Here is an 18,003-nt window from a genome sequence, read left to right on the forward strand (position 1 = left end):
CAAGAAATAAACCACCTTATTTAAAAATGAAAAAATACTTCTTATCAGTGTCCATTGCCGCTTTACTTGCAACAACTGCCATCGGACAACGCACCCCACAAGCCAGTCCGTCCGCCAGTGTCATGCAGAGCATTGGTGTCACTGATTTTACTGTGAAATACTCACGCCCGTCGATCAAAGGCCGGAAGATTTTCGCCGACAGCTCAGAACTGGCTCCTTACAACCAAATCTGGCGCACAGGCGCGAACATGGCGACGACATTGGAAGCGGGAACCGATTTTTCATTCGGAGGCAAAAAAGTGCCTGCCGGAAAATATGCATTATTCTCCATTCCATCAGGTGCTGCCTGGACGGTGATTTTGAACAAAAACTTCAATCAGGGCGGAACGCAGGATTATAAAGAATCGGAAGACGTGGCAAGAATAATGGTTGTCCCGACATCTGCCGAATTCAATGAGAGCTTTAAGATCAGCATTGATCCGACTTCAGACAGCACCGGATTTTTGAACATTTCCTGGTCGTCCGTTAACATTCCGGTTCCGTTGGCAGTTGGCACCGAAGCATTGACAATGGCCGGTTTGAATAAAGCAGTTGCCGAAAAACCTGAGGACATTGGCGTTTTGCAAAGCACTGCGGGTTATTTATTATCCCAAGGTAAGGATTTGCAAGTTGCGCTTGCAATGGCTGATAAAGCGATTGGTTTAAAAGAATCGTATTTTAATTATTGGTTGAAAGCACAGATTTTGAGCAAATTAGGCAAGAATGCAGAAGCATTGCCAGCCGCCCAAAAGGCGTTGACATTGGGAACAACCGCACCAGACGGCGCATTCACAACTTTTTACAAAGGCCAGATCGAAAAGGGCATTACGCAGATCCAATCAAAAATATCAGCCGCCCCAAAGCAAGCCGCTGCATCCGTAAAAGGAAAGAAGAAGAAATAATTAAGACGTCAGGGATGCCCATTGAATGAGTTGGCATCCCCGACGATTTTTGTGCAAAAAATTGCAACGATAAACCCCGGAACCATAATGCTAACGGAAAAACCGCGGCACGCTCCATCCGTAACGGACTGCCAGGATGCGAATCGTGATGATAACCAACGACGCGGTGATAAACGCCACATTACGCCCCGCGCCGATTTCGTCCAATAACAAATAAACACATGCCCCTGCCAGACAAGCAGTTGCGTACACTTCTTTTCGGTAGATGATCGGAATTTCATTCGTCATCATGTCACGGATAACGCCTCCCATTGTGGCGGTAAAAACACCCATAATCACAGCAATCTCTGGCCTGACGCCTAAATGAAGGGCTTTTTCGGTGCCCACGATGGTGAATAACGCAATGCCGAATGTGTCAAACAAAAAGAGCGTTTTGCGCAAGCGAAGGAGAAATTTGTAAAAAATGAATGTGACCAATATTCCCGCCATAATGGCGTAAATGATCGTGATGTCGCTAATCCAGACCAGAGGATAACTATCTAGCAAAATATCCCGCAGCGTTCCACCGCCAATGGAGGAAATGAATGCAGTGAAACTCGCGCCGAACCAATCCTGATGCTGCTGATCTTTCACAGCCAGCGCCCCGGAAATCGCAAACGCGAATGTTCCGATAATCTCTAAAATATATTGGATGCTCATCTCAAAACCTAAACGGCGACGGGCGCCTTAATTCCTGGCCACGGATTGTAATTTTGCAGCTCGAAATCTTCAAATTTGAAGTCAAAGACGCTTTTAACATCCGGATTAATGGCCATAACCGGGAGCGCGCGTGGCTTACGGCTGAGTTGCAGATCCACCTGTTCCAAATGGTTGAGATAAATGTGCGTATCGCCGCCGGTCCATACAAAATCACCCAAATCCAGGTCACATTCCTGCGCTATCATCATCGTCAGCAATGCATAACTCGCAATGTTGAATGGAACACCCAGAAAAACATCGGCGCTGCGCTGGTAAAGCTGGCAGGATAGTTTTCCTTTTGTTTCACCCGCATCTTCATTCGGAGGCGCCACATAAAACTGGAACAATGCGTGACAAGGCTGCAATTTCATTTCCGACAACTGTGATGGATTCCAGGCCGAAACAATGATGCGGCGAGAATCCGGTGTGTTTTTCAACTGCTTCAAAACTTCCTGCAACTGATCCACCGTCTTGCCGTTTGGCCCTTCCCAACTCCGCCATTGCTTGCCATATACTGGCCCCAAATCGCCATTTTCATCCGCCCATTCATCCCAGATCGACACGCCGTGATCTTTGAGATATTTCGTATTTGTGTCCCCTTTCAAAAACCACAAAAGCTCGTAAATAATCGATTTAGTGTGCACTTTTTTGGTGGTAACCAATGGAAAACCGTCGTTCAGGTTAAAGCGCATTTGATAACCAAAAACACTGATTGTTCCTGTGCCGGTCCGGTCTGTTTTACGAACGCCGTGGTCAAGAATGTGGCGTAACAAATCGTGATATTGCTGCATTTGGGCTGCTTATTAATGCTTTATAAAAAAGAATGTTTGTTAAACCGTCGCGATTTCGACAGCATATGTAATTTCTGCAAGTGCTTCGAGCTGTGCAGTTGCAGAGCAATATTTCTCCATCGACAAACCAATAGCACGATTAATCTTGCTTTCGTCCAGCTGATTACCCGCAAATTTGAATGTCAAATGGATTTTGGTAAATGGCTTGCGCTGCGTATTTTCTTCCTGCGTCCTGTCGCCATCGGCAGTGATACGGAAGTCTGTAATGTCCTGACGTTGTTTTTTGAGGATTAGCACCACATCGATGGCGCTGCAACTTGCCAGTCCCAACAGGAGCAATTCCATAGGCCGCACGCCAAGATTACTGCCGCCGATTTCAGGCGATCCGTCTGTGTGCACTTTTACTTCTGATGAACCGGTGCCTTCAAAATGAAAGGCGTCATTAACACGAACGAGTTCTACTTTCATGATTCTTACTCGGCTGATTAGCAGAGCTTTGTTAAATTATAAATAGATAAAAGAGCGGGTTATGCGAGGCTTTTTGTTCTGAAAAACCGATTGTTCAGCCGCCACACTATGATAAGGATATGAACCGGATCAAAGTTCAAATATACTCCATCAAACCCGATTCGGCTATTTACCTGAATAATTTAAAAAGAAGCATAAAGCTTGTATATTCGTTTCATTATGCTGAATAAAGGATTTTTAGTAAAATAAATAAACATGGATATGTGGAAAGAGGAGAATAACAAATTAAAAAAAAGCTTCACTTTCAAGGACTTCAAGGAAGCATTTGCTTTTATTACGGAGGTTGCGCAAACGGTTGATGAAATGGATCATCATCCCTTTTGGACCAACACATATAACAAAGTAACATTTGAATTGAACACGCACGATGCGGGCGACATTGTTACCGATAAGGATAAAAAACTCGCTGAGGCGATTGACAAAATATTTGAAGAAATTAAAAAATAACTGTGTGGCCGGTCAACCTGGGCACATTTGCTTTCAATGAAACTTTATATAGTCCCCACGCCGATCGGCAACCTGGAAGACATTACACTTCGCGCCATCAATGTTCTGAAAAATGTCGATGTCGTTCTCGCGGAAGACACGCGAACTTCTGGAAATCTGCTCAAACACCTGGGCATTTCGAAGCCAATGCACAGTTATCACGTTCATAATGAGCATCAGACTGTTACGCGTGTTGTGGAACGCATTCTTAAGGGTGAAACCATGGCGCTGGTGTCCGACGCTGGCACGCCGGCTGTTTCTGATCCAGGCTTTTTGCTCGTTAGGGAATGCATTAAACAAGGCATTGCAGTCGAATGTCTCCCCGGCCCCACTGCTTTTGTGCCCGCGCTGGTGAACTCAGGCTTGCCTTGCGACCGTTTTACATTTGAAGGTTTCTTGCCGCATAAAAAAGGCCGTCAAACGCGTTTGCAAAACCTGGCTGCCGAGGAGAGGACCATGATTTTCTACGAATCGCCGCATCGGCTGGTGAAAGCGTTGCAGCAATTTGTTGAGTATTTCGGGGCAGACCGACAGGTTTCAGTTGCGCGGGAACTGACCAAAATTTATGAAGAAAACGTGCGCGGCACATTGGAAGAAGTCATTACTTACTTTTCAGAAAAAACCATAAAAGGAGAAATCGTAATCATTCTGGCCGGAAAAGCGGAAGAGAAAAAGAAATCGGAAAAATATGAGGATTAATATGTTGCGGTCAGTTCTGTTCGCTTTTTTGTTTTTGTCTTCGATTGCATTGGCGCGCGCGCAATTTGCCACGCTGAGTGCGCAGGCCAAAGTTAGCCTGGTGACATTCGGTCCGGGAGATGAGTTGTATTCAGGTTTTGGGCATAGTGTGCTTTGGGTTTACGATCCGGTTTTGCGGCTTGACAATGCTTATAGTTACGGCACATTCAGCTTCGATCAGGGCAATTTTTATATCAATTTCATGCGTGGTTATTTGCCTTACAGCATTTCGGTGCACCCGCTTGGGCCGCAACTGGAATATTATCGTGCCGAAAATCGATCTATATCTGAGCAGGTTTTGAATCTGAGTCAAGCACAAAAGCAGCGGCTTTACAATTATTTGGAAAACAATTATTTGCCTCAAAACAGGGTTTATCCTTATAAATTCTTTTATGACAACTGTGCAAGCCGATTAGCCGTTGCATTGAAAACCGCATGCGGTGACAGCCTCGTTTACAAAGGTTACACGCACGAAAAGCTCAGTTTCAGACAATGGATTGATCGCTACGCTTACAAGCAAAATCCCTGGGCCGACTTTGGGATGGATCTCGCATTGGGCACGCCTGCGGATGAAATCGCAACTGCCGAACAAGCGACGTTTCTGCCTGATAATCTGAGCATTGCTTTCAAAGATGCGCGGATTAAAACAGCAGCCGGCTTAGTGCCATTGGTTTTGACAACAAATGAATATTTCAAGGCGGAGCCAATCGTTTATAAGGGAATTCTCACGCCGGCGGTCGTTTTTTGGGCTTTGGCAGTCATTACAATGGCGCTTACTTATTGGCAGATCAGGAAAGAAATTCTTGATTTTACATTTGACAAAGTGCTTTTTTCTGTCGTCGGGCTGGCGGGCTGGCTGCTTGCCTTATTGTGGTTTGCAACCGAGCACAACGACACCAAGTGGAACTATGACATTCTCTGGGCTTTCCCGCTTTGGATGCCGCTGATTTTTTTTATTTCAAAAACAAAAAAACCTTCGTGGTTTCAGTTCTTGCTGATATTTTACGGATTTCTCTTACTTTGCGCAACGGGCAATGTATTAAAGCATAACTATGTTGTAATCCCGATTCTATTAACATTGATTATCAGGGTTTACTACATTAATAATTCACTTTCTAAAATCCCCGAAAAAGGATAAAATAGTAATGAATCTCGAACAGCTTACACAACAAACGATTGAAATAGTAAGACAGGCTTCTTCTTTTATCCAACAGGAAGCTGCTTCGTTTTCGCGTGATAAAATTGAATACAAAGACCTGAACAACCTTGTTTCTTATGTGGACAAGGAAGCGGAAAAACTGCTCGTTGCCAGTCTGACCCAACTTCTTCCCGAGGCCAGCTTCATCACTGAGGAAGGCACGACCGGCCAGGAACCCGACCCCACTGCATTGAATTGGATCATTGATCCATTGGACGGAACTACGAATTTCATTCATGGCATTCCGGTCTATTGCGTGAGCGTGGGCCTTGCGCGTGGGAAGGAATTGCTTGTTGGCGTTATCCATGAGCCGAGTTTGGACGAAATGTTTTATGCCTGGCAAGGCGGCGGAGCGTGGTGCAATGGTAAACAGATTAAGGTTTCCAATGTTGAAACTTTGGCGGACAGCTTAATAGCAACCGGTTTCCCTTATTACAAATTTGAGAAGCAAAAGCGATACATGTACATTCTTGAACTCCTTATGCAAAAAACGCACGGAATCCGGAGAATGGGCGCAGCGGCTGTCGATCTTGCATATGTTGCAGCGGGCCGGTTTGACGGTTTTTATGAATACAATCTCAATTCCTGGGATATGGCGGCTGGCGTGTTGATGATCAGAGAGGCGGGCGGAACAGTCACAGATTTTAAAGGCGGAGACAACTATCTTTTCGGCGGCGACATCGTTGCAGCCGCAGGAGGCCACAAAGAATTAGTAGAAGTAATCCGAGAAAACTTCTAATCATAAGACGTTCATCCCGGCTCACTCACACACTGGCTCATTCACTCATTCACTCATTCAGTCATTCACTCATTCAGTCATTCAGTCATTCAAAAAATGTCCCCAGATTCCCTCCGTTACCCAATCGGCCAATTCCAACACCAGGATTATTACACACCAGCCGAAGTAAAATCAAACATTCAGATTATCAGCGCCTTGCCTTCTAAATTTATCAACTTGCTAGGCGGCTGGGACGATGAAAAATATAACACGCCTTATCGGCCGGATGGCTGGACAATCCGCCAGCTGATCCACCACGTCGCCGACAGCCACATGAATGCATATGTGCGTTGCAGGCTTGCGATGACGGAAGATAATCCGGTTATTAAGCCATACGAAGAGCAACTTTGGGCAGAGCTTCCTGACGCGAAAACGGCGCAGGTTGAGCTTTCACTTCAATTGTTGCGATACATTCACTTGCGTTGGATATTGTTATTGAATTCAATGGATGAAACTGATCTGGCGCGGACTTACATTCACCCTGCGACGGGCCGCACCTTTCGCGTGGACGAAGTGATTGCGAATTATGCGTGGCACAGCGAACATCATTATCAGCATGCATTTCAACTCGCTGCAAGGAACAATTGGTAAAAACACGCTGTTAACACACCATGGCACAGCAAATCATCATCCTCATATTATTTCTTGCAGCAGCCGGCTTCATGGGTTGGCGCATCTGGAAAGCATTCGACAGCCGCAACAGCGGCGGATGCGCGAAGGGTTGCGGCTGCGCCGCGGATAAGGCGATGAGTGTTAAGAATTGACAGAATATATTTGATTGAATAATTGGTTGTCTTTACGAAAGGGCAACCTTTTTTATTGGCTTGCGTGCCGTAGAATAATTGAAACAAGGCCGACAAATAATCGCATCACCACCCGCCCTCATTCCTGTTAGTTAATTGATTTATAATTGTCACAAATATTCCTCTGACATTTAAAATCAATAATTACAACTCTATGAAATCAGTTACATTTAAGTTCTCCATGCTCCTCGTAGCAATCTTCTTGTTCAATTTCTCGTGTCAAGACCACGTGGTTCCGGAAAACCCTGATCCTCAAACACCAGAGGAAATTATGCCCGTTATCCATACGCCCGGATTGACAATTGAAAATTCATCAGCTAATTTATATCGCCTTAAAGTCAACTTCACAAATCTGGGCAACCAACCTATCATTGAACATGGAGTCGTTTATTCAGTTGAACCTGACAACGGAAGTCAAAACTTTACGAATACACCTACGATTTCTAATTCGAAATCAGTATTCCCAGAAGTTCCTAGCTTAAAAGAAAGAATAAAAATAACGGAAATAGATCTGACTACTGCTAAGCAGCTTTACTATCGCGCCTATGCAATTTATGGCAATAATAAAGTCGTTTACGGAGAGGTGCTTGTTTATGATCCGAAACTGGCGATAGTGGAAGCTGGGTTAAACTTGTCACTAAATAAACCTTACCAAACTGCATATGAAATTCAGGATTTCGGTAAATCACCAGTTAAGGAGTTTGGTATGGTTTATAGTTACCGGCCACAGGCAAATGCAAATATAAATGCATTCCCGACAACAGCGGACAACAAGGTTATCGCCCTTTCTGGGCCTTTAACACTGAAGGGATTAGGCACCGTCAATTTGCCAATTTCCGAAAACACTGTTCTGGAAATCTATGCACGCACTTATGTAGAATATACCAATGGAAAAATTCAATATGGAAACAACATTCTCCATGCAAAATAAATAGTTGATCAAAAACAGAAAAGCGGTGTTTAAGACAAACACCGCTTTTCTGTTTTTACGTTAAGTGCTTCCTGCTTTTAAAACGCCCCTTTCTTGATATCCTCTACAACAGCAGGGTCAAGCAGAGTTGAAATGTCTCCTAAATTATTCATGTCGCCTTCGGATATTTTTCTGAGAATTCGACGCATGATCTTGCCGGAACGTGTTTTCGGTAAGCCTGTTACGAACTGGACTTTGTCTGGTTTTGCGATGGGGCCGATGATTCTAGAAACGGTGGCTGCAATGTCTTTGCGGAACATTTCGGGATCATCCGGCTCGTGTTCGGCGATGACGTAGGCGTAAATCCCTTGTCCTTTGATGTCATGCGCGTAACCCACAACAGCTGATTCCACCACGCCCAGGTGCATATTGATTGCATTTTCAACTTCCGCCGTGCCGATTCTGTGTCCCGAAACATTCAACACGTCATCCACGCGTCCGGTAATGCGGTAATAACCATCTTCGTCTCGTAAACAACCATCACCGGTGAAATACATGCCGGGGTAAGTTGAGAAGTAGGTTTGTTTGGCGCGCTCGTGATCGCCATATGTTGTACGGATGATGCCAGGCCACGGAAATTTTACGCAAAGATTACCGCTCACGCCGTTTCCGAAGATTTCCTTTCCATTTTCATCCACCAAAACCGGCTGAATCCCAGGCAAAGGCAATGTAGCAAATGTCGGTTTTTCCGGCGTGATGCCTGCCAGTGGCGAGATCATAATGCCCCCCGTTTCGGTTTGCCACCACGTGTCGACGAGCGGACAATGGTCGTGGCCGATATTAGTTTTGAACCAATGCCAAGCTTCTTCATTGATCGGCTCGCCTACTGAACCGAGTTTTGTCAGCGATGAAAGATCATGTTTTTTGACAAAATCCAAACCGAAACTCATCAGCGAACGAATCGCAGTTGGTGCCGTATAAAGAATGTTAACCTTATGTTTGGCTACAATTTCCCAAAAACGTCCGGCATCAGGATAAGTAGGAACGCCTTCGAATATGATGGAAGTTGCGCCGTAGCAAAGCGGGCCGTAAACAATGTAACTATGACCCGTGATCCAGCCAATGTCGGCTGTGCAAAAATGCACTTCGCCTGGCTCGTACTGGAATACATTGGCAAAAGTGTAAGTCGCGTAAACCATGTAACCGCCGCAGGTGTGGACCACGCCTTTGGGCTTGCCCGTGGAACCTGATGTATAAAGAATGAACAATGTGTCCTCTGCGTCCATTGGCTCGGCGGGACATACGGAATCGACGTGCTTCACTTCCTCTTCCCACCACAAATCGCGGCCCTTCAACATAGAAACCGGCGTGCGCGTGCGCGTCATCACGATCACGTTTTTGACGCTATGACATTGATCCAACGCCGCATCAACCGTTTCTTTCATCGGAATCACCTTTGATCCGCGGAAAGCTCCGTCGGATGTGATGACCATGTTGCATTCGGCGTCATTGATCCGGTCGGCGATGGATTTTGCAGAAAAACCGCCAAAAACAACCGAATGAATGGCTCCTATGCGCGCGCAAGCCAGCACGGCCACGGTCAGTTCCGGGACCATTGGCAAATATATACAGACACGATCGCCCTTTTTAACGCCATGCTTTTTCAAAACATTGGCAAAACGGCAAACCCTATCATACAGAACACGATAACTGATGGTTACGGATTTGTCTTCGGGATCATTCGATTCCCAGATAATGGCGGGCTGGTCGCCACGCTCGGCCAAGTGACGGTCTAATGCATTTTCTGTAATGTTGAGCACGCCGCCCTCAAACCACTTGATATTTGCTTCATTGAAGTCCCAGCTCAGGACTTTCTTCCAAGGTTTGCGCCATTGAAACTGTTGGGCAACTTCCGCCCAGAAACCTTCGGGATCGTCTACACTTTGTTTGTAGGCAGCCTGATACGCTTCAAAGGTCTTAATTCTCATGATAAATAAAGGTTAGACTTAGGATTAAGGGATATGAGGCGTCAATTTATAATTTTCATTTGGTTAGTCCTACTTAAAGCAAAACAGAAAATCCCGCCCGTAAACTGCATTACATTGATAATCAAGCCGAAACCAGTCAGCTGCACGAGTCAGCTTTTTGAATAATCTTTCACGCTTTCGCGAACGCTTCACAAAACTGTGACCCGCCGGCAAAAAGCTGTATTTTCGGATTCTAATGATAACGAATTAGCATCATGTCAGACCGTATGCCCGAAAGCAGTGCAGCTGAAACCAGTTTTTCACAACTGGAAATTGACTTCATAAAGGCGCATATGCAGGACGACGTGAGCCAGCTTATGCTCAGGGCGGGCCAATTTAAAGGGTATGACATTAAAAAGCTTGCTGCGCAAATTCAATCGAGACAAAAGGCGGTGAAGAAGTTGCCGCAATGGTCTGCTAACCCAGCATTGACATTCCCCCCTGCCCTCTCCGTAGAGCAAAGCTCATCTGAGGGAACAGCACGTTATAAGGCAAGTATTGTGTCTGGAAATCAATTGATTGACATTACGGGCGGAATGGGCGTCGACTGCTTTTACATGAGCCAAAAGTTTGAACAGGTTCAGTATTTCGAGCAGCAGGCAGAAGTTGCCGCGACTGCCAAAGCGAATTTTAAACATTTGGGAGTCACCAACATTGTGGTTCATGCTGAAAATTCGCTGGAAAATCTTGCTATAAATAACCTTCCCGCCGATTGGATTTATGCCGATCCGGCGAGGCGCAATGCGAACCGGGAAAAGGTTGTGCTCCTCTCCGGCTGCACGCCTGACATTGTTTCCAATCTGGATTTGCTGTTCCAAAATGCGCCTCAGATTTTGCTCAAAACCTCGCCGTTACTGGACATTGATCTCGCTGCAAAATCGCTCAAATATTTGAAAGAAGTGCATGTGATTGGCTTCGAAAGCGAATGTAAGGAGCTCCTGTTTGTAATGGACCTTAATCACGCTTCCAATGATTTTGAAATAAAAATCCGCATTGTGGACGGTGCGGGAGCTGTGCTGCATCGGATGGATTTCAACCGGGAAACTGAGCGAATATCGCAAGTCACTTACTCAGATCCGCTGCAATATTTGTACGAACCACATGCGGCTGTCTTGAAGGCCGGGGCTTTTAAAACCGTCAGTGCTGCGTTTTCATTGGATAAACTGTCCATTAACAGTCAGTTATACACGTCGCACGCACTTAATCGAGACTTTCCTGGCCGGACTTTTGAGATTATTGCGGTTTGCAAACCCGATATTAAGGAGATTGCAAAGCACATTCAAGGAGATAAGGCCAACCTAACCGTGCGCAATTTCCCTGCAAAGAGTGAGGAGCTTCGGAAAAAGTGGAAGTTGAAAGATGGCGGCAAATATTATCTTTTTGCCACCACCCTGGCCGACAATTCGAAAGTGGTTGTCGTGACGATGAAGCCGGAAATGGCTTAGAGAAATTTTTCTTGGTAATCTTTTTCAGAAAAACCAAGTGCAACTGCCTTTCCGGATTCATCCTCTATCAATGGCCTTTTGATCACGGATGTGTGCGATATCATGAGTTTTGCAGCTGATTTTTCGTCTGTTATCAGCGCTATTTCTTCATCTGAAAGCCCTTTCCAGGTTGTGCTTGCTTTGTTTACAACCTTGTCCCAGGGATATTGTTTGAACCAAACCTTGATCCTGTCTTTGCCTATTCCGTCTGTTTTATAATTATGAAAAGCGTATTCAATGTTATGCTTTTCCAGCCAGGTGCGTGCTTTTTTAACCGTGTCGCAATTGGGAATTCCGTAAACCGTCAACATAAAAAATATAAAATAAAATTAAGCTTCTGTAACAACCGGCTCGTCAACGATCAGGTCCGAATTATGCATTTTTTCATCGTCTAACTCTCCCTCCCAACGCGCAATAACGGCGGTTGCGAGACAGTTTCCTGTCACATTAACAGATGTCCGGGCCATGTCCATAAGCTCGTCAATGCCCATAATTAACAAAACGGGCCATTCAGGCATGCCAAAGTTTGCAATCGCGCCAAGCAGGATCACCAAGGTCGCCCTTGGAATGCCGGCAACGCCTTTACTGGTTAACATTAATAACAAAACCATTGTAAGCTGCTGTCCGAAAGACATTTCTGTTCCCGTGGCCTGCGCTACGAAAACGGTTGCCAGAGCCAGATAGAGCGTGGAACCGTCCAAATTGAAACTATAACCCGTTGGCATAACGAAAGAAACGATTTGCCGCGGCACACCGAATTTCTCCATTTTTTCCATGGCCTTAGGCAACGCAGATTCCGAACTTGTGGTTGCGAATGCAATCGAAACAGGCTCGAAAATCGCTTTTGCAAACTTAATGACCGGAATTTTAGCGATTAATGCAATTGGAACAAAAACAATAAGGATGAAGACGATCAAAGCGCAGTATAATGTTGCGAGCAGCAATGCAAGATTGCGCAAGACGTCAATGCCCATGTGACCCACCGTTTCTGCAATGGCCGCACCCACGCCAATTGGCGCAAAAAGCATGATAATTTTGGTCAATTTGAACATTACTTCTGCGAGCAGTTCAACTCCGTGAACAAACTTCTCTTTCTTAACAGCAGGCAATAATGCAAGGCTGATCCCAAACAAAACGCTGAAAACAACGATTTGAAGCACTTCTCCGTGGTAAATGGACTTGGCGATGTTTTCAGGAAATGAGTGCAGCACAATGTCCTGCCAGGTTTGCTCGGCCACTTTTGGCAAGGCCGCATTCAGCGATTCTGGTGGAACAATGCCGACTCCGGGTTTAAACCAGTTGGCAAAAAACAAGCCGATCAGCAGCGCAAATGTGGTGACAACCTCAAAATAAAGTAAGGATTTCCATCCCATCCGCCCCACTTGTTTTAGATCCGAATGCCCCGCAATTCCCGTAACCAAAGTCGCGAAAAGCAACGGGGCGATCACGGTTTTGATCATTTGCAAAAAGATCTGGCGCAGGAAATGGAGCTCGGTGCCCATCTTCGGAAAATCATATCCGATCTCCGTGCCGACAAGCATGGAAATCAAGATGGAAGTGGTGAGATTTTTTTTGAGAATCGCAAAAATGATCAGCCCTGCCAGCGCGAGCCACCGCAATGTAATGAGGACTGTATCGGATAAAGCAATGATATGATATGCATTGAGCACAGTGGCTATTGCAGCAATAGTAACCAGGGCAATGTTGATGATGGTAATCTTGCTCTTCATAAAGGATATTGGAATGAGGAATTCATTTGTACGGTAAACTTATAAAAAATCAATTTAAGACCAACTGTCGCGACAAGCGCTTTTACAGTCAAATGCAAAATTATCAATAGGTTTTGCACAATAATATTGATTGTTTGTATTATACAACTGCCGGTTTAAGAAATAATTATTGGTTTACAAAAATTTAAAGGGGCGGAAAAGTTTTAAAATTAAGCACAGGAATGTCTGCATTCAAACAAGAATTTGCACGCACATTATCTTTCATTTAAAAGGGGCATGATTCTTTGGTTTGAGTCTGTAAATTTGATATGTTCGGAAATTACATTATTTCGAACTCAAAATTTACCCGAACCTATGAACAAAATCCTGATCCCGATTGATTTTTCTGAAAATGCGGAACGCGCATTGGCAGCTGCAAAAATTATAGCGGAAAAAGAAAATTCCGAGCTGCTTATTCTCCACGCTTATCAGCCATACATTGCAGATGTAAACCTTACGCCCGGCAATGTGCTGCCTGGAATCGACGGAACAGATTTCCTTTCGATGACCGGTGAGCTGGAAGAAGAATTTCAGAAAAAGCTGAACACTTATGTGGATGGGATTACGGCTGAGGGCTTTCACGCACAGGCGATTTGGGCAATAGGAAGTGTGCAAGCGGCTGTGGCAGATGCGATTGAGGCGCATAATCCGAGCATGATCGTCATTGGCAGAACGGGGACGGGCGGCTTTATGGACAAACTTATTGGCAGTTCGGCAACGAATATCGGTCTGCACGCAACTTGCCCGGTGCTGGTGATTCCGCCGCAAAGCACGCCGAAAAAATTTCAGAAGGTCGTGTATGCCGCGCAATTTGAATATGATGAAGCGGACATTCTTAAAGAGGTTTATGTGTTGTTAAACCACCTGGGAGCCAGCCTTACATTATTAAAAGTAAATTCAGATTCACAGCCGAACATTCAGGCTGATAATCAATACATTGCCGAGCTCAAATCACAATTCACCATTGCTGACGAGCAGATTGTTTTCCGCCAGGCGCGGCATGTTCTGGACGGAATAGAGGATTATTGTGACGAGGTTGGCGCGGATTTATTAATCATGTCTTCACGTGAACGTTCTTTCATCGAAGAGTTTCTGATCAATCCGAGCGTGACCAGAAAACTGATTATTGATACACACGTGCCATTAATGGTATTTCATCTCAAATAAAAACATTGGATAACCCAGAGCATACACCGACTATTCAGCCGGATGGACCAAAAGGAAAGCATCGGAGGCACAGGCGCTACAAAAAGAATCTGCTGACCTCTCCGGGAACACTCACATACATTGGGCCCGAAATTGAGTTAAAAACCAAGATCAGGCGGATCATTTATAATGAGGAGATCTTTAAAAATGATGCGGTAAAATCTCTGCACGAATGCAGTCCTGAACCTGCTGATAAGAAAACGGTCACCTGGCTCGATGTCGACGGAATTCACGAAACTTCACTGATAGCGAAACTGGGCAACTTGTACAAGCTGCATCCGCTTTTGCTGGAAGATGTGGTGAACACGGAGCACAAGCCCAAGCTCGAAATTTATGACACGGGTCACTTGTTTTTGACATTAAAAATGCTGCATGTGGACACGGAATCGCCCATTTGCATTTCTTCGGAGCACGTTAGTTTTGTTTTGAGTGAAAACTATTTACTGTCTTTTCAGGAAGAATTAACCACGGATATTTTCACGCCCGTCTTGGACCGTTTGCAAGCTTCCGTTGGAAAAACCCGCCGAAACGGACCTGATTATCTGTTGTTTGCATTGATGGACATTGTCATCGACAACTATTTCATTGTCCTTGAAAAACTGGGAGATAGCCTGGATTCCGTTGAAGATCAGGTCATCAAGGGCAATGAAGGACTTTCGCTCAACGAGCTTTATTCGCTAAAAAGAGAGCTTACCACGGCCAGAAGGCTTATCTGGCCAATGCGGGATATGATCAACCAGCTGATCAGAGAAGATAACCCGTTGATACAGAAAGAGTCAATTCCCTATTTCCGGGATCTTTACGATCACATCATGCAGGTTCTGGACACCGTTGACTCCTATCGCGAACTTGTGGCGAGTCTTGCCGACGTGCACTTATCAACGATCAGCAACCGAATGAACTCCGTAATGAAGACGCTCACCATTTTTTCGGCCGTCTTCATGCCGCTCACATTTATAGTCGGTGTCTATGGCATGAACTTCGAAAATATGCCCGAATTGAAGCTGCAATATGGTTATTACTACGTTTGGGGCTTGATGGCAGTCGTCACGACCGGACTTATATTTTATTTCAAATCCAAAAAATGGATGTAAGGTTTGATACCTTTGTGGCCTGAAAAACGCATTGGAATGAACCTTACCGCAACCAGCTTTCAAACAATCTCGACCAACGCAGCTTACCTGCTTACAGACAGCCGCCAGATCTCTTTTCCCAAACAAAGCATCTTTTTCGCAATCAAAGGTGAAAGGCACGACGGCCATCAGTTTCTGTCTGCATTGTATGCGAGCGGGGTGAGGGAATTTGTTGTTGAGGAAGCTTCTTTTACAGAAAAACTTCGCTCAGAAACTGCGGATTGGGAGGATGCGAAAATCTGGATCGTGCCTTCGAGCATTAAGGCTTTACAGGCACTCGTTGCTGAAAAACGACGTCATTTCAATCTGCCCGTTGTCGGCATTGCAGGCAGCAATGGAAAAACAATCGTAAAAGAATGGTTGGTGCAATTGGCTGCTGCTCAGGTTACTGTGGTTGCCAGCCCCAAAAGTTATAACTCACAAATCGGCGTTCCGCTTTCTGTTTGGAACATTGCCAATGAACATACGCTGGGCATTTTTGAAGCGGGCATTTCCAAATCACATGAGATGGAATATTTGCAGCCGGTTATGCAGCCCACCATCGGGGTATTTACCAATATCGGTCCTGCGCATGACGATGGTTTCAAAAGCCGCAAACAGAAAATTACGGAGAAACTGCGCCTTTTTACCAAAGTAAGGAAACTGATCTATCGCAAAGATTACACCGAAATTGACGAAGAGATCAATCTGATTTTAAGGCCGGTCAACACATTTTTAAAGACATTGAGTTGGGGAAAAGCGGCTTCTGGGGCGGATGTCACTGTTTTATTTCAAAATGAAAAATCGAAGGCTTCGCTTACATTGTCTGGAAAGCTCGGCGATCACAAGTTTGAAACGGGTTTTACAGATGAAGCTTCTCTCGAAAATCTCACACATTGCATTGTTTTTCTGCTGGATTTTGGCTTTTCGGCGACGACCATTCAGGAAGGCATCCGGTTGTTAAAGCCGGTTTCCATGCGTTTGGAGCTCAAAGAGGGCATTAATCACAATTATATCATTGATGACGCCTATAACAATGACATCAATGGCATGTCGATGGCGCTTAATTTCCTGTCCCAACAAGAACAAAGGCAGAAAAAAACGCTAATTCTTTCAGATCTTTTGCAAACCGGCCAGACACCGGTTGAGCTTTATACAATGGTTTCGAAGCTTCTGGACGAGAAAATGATCACGCATTTGATCGGCATTGGCCCGGAAATAAGCAGTCAGGCTGCGTTATTCGACGTTGAACGAACAGATTTCTTCCCGGACACGCCCGCTTTTTTACGCGATTTTCCGTTTGGCTCCTTATCAGACAGTTTGATTTTGATCAAAGGCGCCCGGCCTTTTTCCTTCGAGAAAATCGTGCAGCGATTGCAGCAAAAAGCACATGGAACTGTGCTGGAAATTAACTTGGATGCATTGTCCAATAATCTGAATTTTTATAAGTCAAAAGTCGGGCCGCAAACCAGGATTATGGCCATGGTGAAGGCTTTTGCTTATGGCAGCGGAAGTGGAGAAGTGGCTTCGTTGTTGCAGTTTCATCGCGTAAATTATCTGGGCGTTGCATATGCAGATGAAGGTGTCGCATTGCGCCAAAGCGGCATCACGCTCCCAATTATGGTGATGAATGCGACTGCGCAGGCATTTGACCTGCTTTTGCAATACGAACTTGAACCGGAAATTTACAGCCGCCGGATTTTTACGGATTGGATCTCCTTTGTCAATAAAAACCGCATTACGGCAGAAATTCCAAAGATCCACTTGAAGCTCGACACCGGAATGCATCGGCTCGGCTTCATTAAGGATGATTTGGAATGGCTTATTGACACATTAAAAGCAAATCCTGGCATTCAGGTTGCCTCCATTTTCTCGCATTTGGTGGGTGCGGATGAGGGTGTTCATAATGCTTTTTCCAAACAACAGTATGCGCTTTTTCTTGAAGGCGCAGAACGCATTGAAGAGGCATTGGGCTATGAAACGATCAAGCACATTCTTAATTCGGCCGGAATTGTGCGTTTTCCGGAATACAAACTGGATATGGTGCGGCTTGGCATCGGGCTTTATGGCGTTGAAGCAACAGGGCAGGAACAGCAGGCGCTGCAATCCGTGGGCACATTAAAAACGGTTATTTCACAAATCAAATATCTTTCAGCGGGCGAGACGGTCGGTTATAGCCGGCGCGGGCATCTGGATCATGATGCGGCCATTGCAACACTGGCCATTGGTTACGCCGATGGTTACGATCGCGGACTTGGAAATGGTGTCGGGAAAATTTGGGTAAATGGCACCTTATGCCCTACAATCGGCAACATTTGCATGGACATGACCATGATCGATGTAACAGGTGCAAATGCGAATGAAGGCGATGAAGTGATAATTTTTGGGAAGGAAATGCCCATCATTGAGCTCGCAAAACAAATAAACACGATCCCTTATGAAATCCTGACAGGAATCGGGGACCGTGTTAAAAGGGTTTTTTTTAAAGAATAAA

Annotated in this window: 18 protein-coding genes; 12 read left to right on the forward strand and 6 right to left on the reverse strand. The window is 45.2% G+C overall.

What is annotated here, in order from left to right; all coding sequences use genetic code 11:
• Nucleotides 1–26 precede the first annotated feature (26 nt).
• On the forward strand, nucleotides 27–941 hold the full coding sequence (locus LZG73_RS16380; protein ID WP_233852299.1) for a DUF2911 domain-containing protein: 915 nt from the start codon (nucleotides 27–29) through the stop codon (nucleotides 939–941).
• 90 nt (nucleotides 942–1,031) lie between these two features.
• Here the strand turns inward: LZG73_RS16380 and LZG73_RS16385 are convergent, their stop codons facing one another.
• The 3 genes from LZG73_RS16385 to LZG73_RS16395 are packed head-to-tail and all read right to left on the reverse strand — an operon-like array spanning nucleotide 1,032 to nucleotide 2,938.
• The gene (locus LZG73_RS16385) at nucleotides 1,032–1,640 is read right to left on the reverse strand and encodes a trimeric intracellular cation channel family protein (protein ID WP_233852300.1); all 609 of its coding nucleotides are present in this window, start codon (nucleotides 1,638–1,640) and stop codon (nucleotides 1,032–1,034) included.
• An 8-nt stretch (nucleotides 1,641–1,648) separates the two neighbouring features.
• On the reverse strand, nucleotides 1,649–2,470 hold the full coding sequence (locus tag LZG73_RS16390; protein WP_233852304.1) for a thymidylate synthase: 822 nt from the start codon (nucleotides 2,468–2,470) through the stop codon (nucleotides 1,649–1,651).
• Between the two features lie 39 nt (nucleotides 2,471–2,509).
• The gene (locus LZG73_RS16395; RefSeq protein WP_233852306.1) at nucleotides 2,510–2,938 is read right to left on the reverse strand and encodes an OsmC family protein; all 429 of its coding nucleotides are present in this window, start codon (nucleotides 2,936–2,938) and stop codon (nucleotides 2,510–2,512) included.
• A 261-nt stretch (nucleotides 2,939–3,199) separates the two neighbouring features.
• On the opposite strand from LZG73_RS16395, the gene LZG73_RS16400 reads away from it, so the two are divergent.
• From LZG73_RS16400 to LZG73_RS16430, 7 genes are all read left to right on the forward strand, one after another.
• Nucleotides 3,200–3,445 carry a 4a-hydroxytetrahydrobiopterin dehydratase gene (locus LZG73_RS16400; protein ID WP_233852456.1) on the forward strand — a complete coding sequence of 82 codons (246 nt, stop codon included), beginning with the start codon at nucleotides 3,200–3,202 and terminating at the stop codon, nucleotides 3,443–3,445.
• A gap of 36 nt (nucleotides 3,446–3,481) precedes the next feature.
• Nucleotides 3,482–4,183: a 16S rRNA (cytidine(1402)-2'-O)-methyltransferase gene (gene rsmI, locus LZG73_RS16405; protein ID WP_233852316.1), complete on the forward strand. Its 702-nt coding sequence runs from the start codon at nucleotides 3,482–3,484 to the stop codon at nucleotides 4,181–4,183.
• A 1-nt stretch (nucleotide 4,184) separates the two neighbouring features.
• The gene (locus LZG73_RS16410; protein ID WP_233852318.1) at nucleotides 4,185–5,360 is read left to right on the forward strand and encodes a DUF4105 domain-containing protein; all 1,176 of its coding nucleotides are present in this window, start codon (nucleotides 4,185–4,187) and stop codon (nucleotides 5,358–5,360) included.
• Nucleotides 5,361–5,367: 7 nt separating this feature from the next.
• Nucleotides 5,368–6,159: an inositol monophosphatase family protein gene (locus LZG73_RS16415; RefSeq protein WP_233852321.1), complete on the forward strand. Its 792-nt coding sequence runs from the start codon at nucleotides 5,368–5,370 to the stop codon at nucleotides 6,157–6,159.
• Nucleotides 6,160–6,255: 96 nt separating this feature from the next.
• Nucleotides 6,256–6,789 carry a YfiT family bacillithiol transferase gene (locus LZG73_RS16420; RefSeq protein ID WP_233852324.1) on the forward strand — a complete coding sequence of 178 codons (534 nt, stop codon included), beginning with the start codon at nucleotides 6,256–6,258 and terminating at the stop codon, nucleotides 6,787–6,789.
• Nucleotides 6,790–6,809: 20 nt separating this feature from the next.
• On the forward strand, nucleotides 6,810–6,962 hold the full coding sequence (locus LZG73_RS16425) for a FeoB-associated Cys-rich membrane protein (RefSeq protein WP_233852326.1): 153 nt from the start codon (nucleotides 6,810–6,812) through the stop codon (nucleotides 6,960–6,962).
• 193 nt (nucleotides 6,963–7,155) lie between these two features.
• The gene (locus LZG73_RS16430) at nucleotides 7,156–7,932 is read left to right on the forward strand and encodes a hypothetical protein (protein WP_233852330.1); all 777 of its coding nucleotides are present in this window, start codon (nucleotides 7,156–7,158) and stop codon (nucleotides 7,930–7,932) included.
• A gap of 77 nt (nucleotides 7,933–8,009) precedes the next feature.
• Here the strand turns inward: LZG73_RS16430 and acs are convergent, their stop codons facing one another.
• Complete coding sequence (gene acs, locus LZG73_RS16435; protein ID WP_233852334.1) at nucleotides 8,010–9,899, reverse strand: acetate--CoA ligase; 1,890 nt, start codon at nucleotides 9,897–9,899, stop codon at nucleotides 8,010–8,012.
• 254 nt (nucleotides 9,900–10,153) lie between these two features.
• Between acs and LZG73_RS16440 the strand changes: the two genes are divergently transcribed.
• Nucleotides 10,154–11,383 (forward strand): THUMP-like domain-containing protein, encoded by a 1,230-nt coding sequence (locus LZG73_RS16440; protein WP_233852337.1) that lies wholly within the window; start codon nucleotides 10,154–10,156, stop codon nucleotides 11,381–11,383.
• Here the strand turns inward: LZG73_RS16440 and LZG73_RS16445 are convergent.
• Nucleotides 11,380–11,733, reverse strand: a complete 354-nt coding sequence (locus LZG73_RS16445) for an ArsC family reductase (protein WP_233852341.1) — start codon at nucleotides 11,731–11,733, stop codon at nucleotides 11,380–11,382. The two genes, LZG73_RS16440 and LZG73_RS16445, sit on opposite strands and share 4 nt — an antisense overlap.
• Nucleotides 11,734–11,751: 18 nt before the next feature.
• Nucleotides 11,752–13,152 carry a dicarboxylate/amino acid:cation symporter gene (locus LZG73_RS16450; RefSeq protein ID WP_233852344.1) on the reverse strand — a complete coding sequence of 467 codons (1,401 nt, stop codon included), beginning with the start codon at nucleotides 13,150–13,152 and terminating at the stop codon, nucleotides 11,752–11,754.
• 354 nt (nucleotides 13,153–13,506) lie between these two features.
• Here LZG73_RS16450 and LZG73_RS16455 point away from each other — a divergent pair, with 354 nt between their 5' ends.
• The 3 genes from LZG73_RS16455 to LZG73_RS16465 are packed head-to-tail and all read left to right on the forward strand — an operon-like array spanning nucleotide 13,507 to nucleotide 18,002.
• Nucleotides 13,507–14,358 (forward strand): universal stress protein, encoded by an 852-nt coding sequence (locus LZG73_RS16455; RefSeq protein ID WP_233852347.1) that lies wholly within the window; start codon nucleotides 13,507–13,509, stop codon nucleotides 14,356–14,358.
• 5 nt (nucleotides 14,359–14,363) lie between these two features.
• Nucleotides 14,364–15,491 carry a magnesium/cobalt transporter CorA gene (gene corA, locus LZG73_RS16460; RefSeq protein WP_233852358.1) on the forward strand — a complete coding sequence of 376 codons (1,128 nt, stop codon included), beginning with the start codon at nucleotides 14,364–14,366 and terminating at the stop codon, nucleotides 15,489–15,491.
• A 36-nt stretch (nucleotides 15,492–15,527) separates the two neighbouring features.
• Nucleotides 15,528–18,002 (forward strand): bifunctional UDP-N-acetylmuramoyl-tripeptide:D-alanyl-D-alanine ligase/alanine racemase, encoded by a 2,475-nt coding sequence (locus LZG73_RS16465; protein ID WP_233852362.1) that lies wholly within the window; start codon nucleotides 15,528–15,530, stop codon nucleotides 18,000–18,002.
• The last annotated feature ends 1 nt before the right edge of the window (nucleotide 18,003 follow it).

Origin of the sequence: Dyadobacter sp. CY326 (assembly GCF_021390515.1) — a bacterium.
GTDB lineage: Bacteria > Bacteroidota > Bacteroidia > Cytophagales > Spirosomataceae > Dyadobacter.

Coding starts and splice junctions, on each gene's coding strand:
- LZG73_RS16425 (WP_233852326.1), top strand. CDS start 6,810: ATGGCACAGCAAATCATCATCCTCATATTATTTCTTGCAGCAGCCGGC.
- LZG73_RS16440 (WP_233852337.1), top strand. CDS start 10,154: ATGTCAGACCGTATGCCCGAAAGCAGTGCAGCTGAAACCAGTTTTTCA.
- LZG73_RS16465 (WP_233852362.1), top strand. CDS start 15,528: ATGAACCTTACCGCAACCAGCTTTCAAACAATCTCGACCAACGCAGCT.
- LZG73_RS16390 (WP_233852304.1), bottom strand. CDS start 2,470: ATGCAGCAATATCACGATTTGTTACGCCACATTCTTGACCACGGCGTT.
- LZG73_RS16395 (WP_233852306.1), bottom strand. CDS start 2,938: ATGAAAGTAGAACTCGTTCGTGTTAATGACGCCTTTCATTTTGAAGGC.
- rsmI (WP_233852316.1), top strand. CDS start 3,482: ATGAAACTTTATATAGTCCCCACGCCGATCGGCAACCTGGAAGACATT.
- LZG73_RS16455 (WP_233852347.1), top strand. CDS start 13,507: ATGAACAAAATCCTGATCCCGATTGATTTTTCTGAAAATGCGGAACGC.
- LZG73_RS16380 (WP_233852299.1), top strand. CDS start 27: ATGAAAAAATACTTCTTATCAGTGTCCATTGCCGCTTTACTTGCAACA.
- LZG73_RS16420 (WP_233852324.1), top strand. CDS start 6,256: ATGTCCCCAGATTCCCTCCGTTACCCAATCGGCCAATTCCAACACCAG.
- LZG73_RS16415 (WP_233852321.1), top strand. CDS start 5,368: ATGAATCTCGAACAGCTTACACAACAAACGATTGAAATAGTAAGACAG.
- LZG73_RS16430 (WP_233852330.1), top strand. CDS start 7,156: ATGAAATCAGTTACATTTAAGTTCTCCATGCTCCTCGTAGCAATCTTC.
- LZG73_RS16450 (WP_233852344.1), bottom strand. CDS start 13,152: ATGAAGAGCAAGATTACCATCATCAACATTGCCCTGGTTACTATTGCT.
- LZG73_RS16410 (WP_233852318.1), top strand. CDS start 4,185: ATGTTGCGGTCAGTTCTGTTCGCTTTTTTGTTTTTGTCTTCGATTGCA.
- LZG73_RS16385 (WP_233852300.1), bottom strand. CDS start 1,640: ATGAGCATCCAATATATTTTAGAGATTATCGGAACATTCGCGTTTGCG.
- LZG73_RS16445 (WP_233852341.1), bottom strand. CDS start 11,733: ATGTTGACGGTTTACGGAATTCCCAATTGCGACACGGTTAAAAAAGCA.
- acs (WP_233852334.1), bottom strand. CDS start 9,899: ATGAGAATTAAGACCTTTGAAGCGTATCAGGCTGCCTACAAACAAAGT.
- LZG73_RS16400 (WP_233852456.1), top strand. CDS start 3,200: ATGTGGAAAGAGGAGAATAACAAATTAAAAAAAAGCTTCACTTTCAAG.